This window comes from Thauera sp. WH-2, from assembly GCF_048321015.1.
In the GTDB taxonomy this organism is placed as follows: Bacteria; Pseudomonadota; Gammaproteobacteria; order Burkholderiales; family Rhodocyclaceae; genus Thauera.
In genome coordinates, this window is sequence record NZ_JBLWFG010000022.1 from 1 (window position 1) to 2341 (window position 2341).

At 59.3% G+C, this 2341-nt stretch carries 3 protein-coding genes; all 3 read left to right on the top strand.

Annotated features, from left to right (window positions below; genetic code table 11):
• Positions 1 to 865 (top strand): TRAP transporter substrate-binding protein DctP (dctP, locus tag ACNKW1_RS15660; RefSeq protein ID WP_418365504.1); only part of this gene is annotated, 865 nt, incomplete at its 5' end.
• 2 nt (positions 866 to 867) lie between these two features.
• Positions 868 to 1389: a TRAP transporter small permease subunit gene (locus tag ACNKW1_RS15665; RefSeq protein ID WP_004257401.1), complete on the top strand. Its 522-nt coding sequence runs from the start codon at positions 868 to 870 to the stop codon at positions 1387 to 1389.
• 77 nt (positions 1390 to 1466) lie between these two features.
• Positions 1467 to 2341: TRAP transporter large permease (locus ACNKW1_RS15670; RefSeq protein ID WP_418365505.1), on the top strand; the 875-nt coding region annotated here is incomplete at its 3' end.

Genomic DNA, 2341 nt, shown 5'->3' on the forward strand with positions numbered 1-2341 from the left:
CAAGGTTGGCGAGCACCTTGGTGCAGTCCGTGACGGCACCTCAGAGATCACCATCATTTCTCCGGGATACTACCAGGCTGAAATGCCGGCAACGCGAGGGCTCGAATGGTACTTCCGAGTGGATCGTGCCGATGCACTGCAGCGGGTTTGCCAGGATGTATATGAAAACTTCGCGCCGCTGCGTCAGGAGTGGGAGCAGCGCCACCGCTCAAAGGTCCTCTACTGGACGAACTGGAACTACGCTCCGCTCGTGATGCGTAAGCCCATCTCTTCGCTTGCAGACCTTAAGGGTAAGAAGATTCGTGCCTATGGCGTGGGCACCGACGTCATCGAGCGCCTTGGCGGCATTGCAGTGCCGATGGTTGCGGGTGAAGTGTACCAATCGCTCGAGCGCGGAGTGCTCGACGGAGTCTATGGCTTCGACTTCGTTACGGCCGTCGCATACAAGTTGCATGAGATCGCGCCGAACTTTTACGACATTGGCGACGGCGCGCACGCTCCCGCACTAACCGTAATGAACCGTAAGGTCTGGGAAGGGCTGTCACCGGCGAATCAGAAGATCTGTAACGACCTCGCCAACGAGCTTTACAACGGGAAATTCACCGAGATCTATGAGGGCGTTCTGACCAATTATGTGAAGAAGGCCGTTGCTGAAGGCGTCAAGTTCATCGACCTCCCCGAAAGCGAAAAGGCCCGAGCCAGGGCAACGGTCCAGCCAGCCCAAGTCGAAAGTTGGATCAACAGCGTCGCCAAACCGAACGGGATTGACGGGAAGGCGATGCAGGACGTGATTGAGAAGGCAATCGCAAAGCACGCACCCGAAGGCAAGCTCAAGCGGCCGATCGAGATCGCTGCGAGCCTCTGAAGATGCTCACCTTCGATCGCCTGCTGACGCGGATTGCTCATGTGATGTCCTGGATTGCCTTGGTCTTCCTGGCCTTCATGATGTTCGCAATCACCATCGATGTCGTAGCTCGCGCCCTTAGCGGACGCGCAGTTCCAGGTCTCTTCGAGATGTCGGAGATGTCGATGGCAATGGTCGTCTTCATGGGGCTGGGTGCGACACTGCTGGACGACGGCCATATCCGCGTGACGCTGCTAACCGATCGGTTGCCGAGCATCATTGGGCGCCACTGTTCTGCACTCGGCTGGGTCTTTGCCGGACTGACCTTCGCCTTGCTCGCCTGGCCAGCGACGAAGGAGGCAGCCTACTCGGTCTCGATCCTCGAGTTCCGCTGGGGTGCATTACAAGTACCCGTATGGTGGGCCAAGGTGATCGTGGCCGTAGGGCTTTGGTTTGCCGCACTTCAAGCGCTTGTCCACGCCGCCCTCGTTGCACGCGATCGGCTGCCGGAGCAACGGCGCGTGAACGCCATCGCCGCGCACTGAACGTTAGATGCCGGGCCAGAGCGGCCCGGCATCTAACGCATCAAATCTGGGCAGCATCAAAGAATCCAGGAAATGTCATGGACGTTACCCTCATCACATGTATCGCCGTAGGGCTGATCTTTGTGCTTCTTGCACTCGGCACCCCCGTATTTGCGGCCCTCGCTCTATCAGGCGCCTTCGGTATCGTCATGGTTGAGAACCTCGATTTCCTTCTCAACCGCCTCAAATCGCTTCCATTCTCCACCACTGCAAGCTATTCACTCACGGTCATTCCCCTCTTCATCCTGATGGGGGCCTTCGCTCATCACGCGCAAGTCGGTAAGCGACTGTTCAATGTCGCACGCAAGTGGGTTGGGCATTTGCCGGGCGGTCTTGCCATGGCCGGGATCCTTACTTCGGCAGGCTTTGCGGCCACATCGGGATCATCGGTCGCCACGGCCGCCACGGTTGGCGCGGTCGCGATCCCTGAGATGAAGAAGGCGGGTTACGACCCCCGCCTCGCTGCAGGCTCGGTCGCAGCGGGCGGTGTTCTAGGCGTACTGATTCCGCCTTCGGTTCTTCTGATTTTCTATGCCGCGCTTACGGAAGTGTCCGCAGGCAAGATGTTGATCGCCGGTTTTGTACCGGGGATTCTGACCACGCTCGTTTTCATGGCCGGCATTGCGGTGATCGGCCGCCGTGGCATGAACCAAGAGGCGCGCAGCCCGCGTTCGCCGTGGGGCGAGCGAGTTCGTGCAACGGGACAAGCCTGGCAGGTAGTCGTGCTTTTCGTACTCGTACTTGGCGGAATCTACGTTGGCCTCATCACCCCGACTGAAGCGGGTGCAATCGGGGCGCTCGCCGCCCTCGTGATGCTGCTGTTCTCACGCGTCGCCCGTGCATCGCTGGGCACGCGGCTCCTGGATAGCTTTCGCAGTACCGCGACCACCACGGTGATGATCCTCTTCACGAT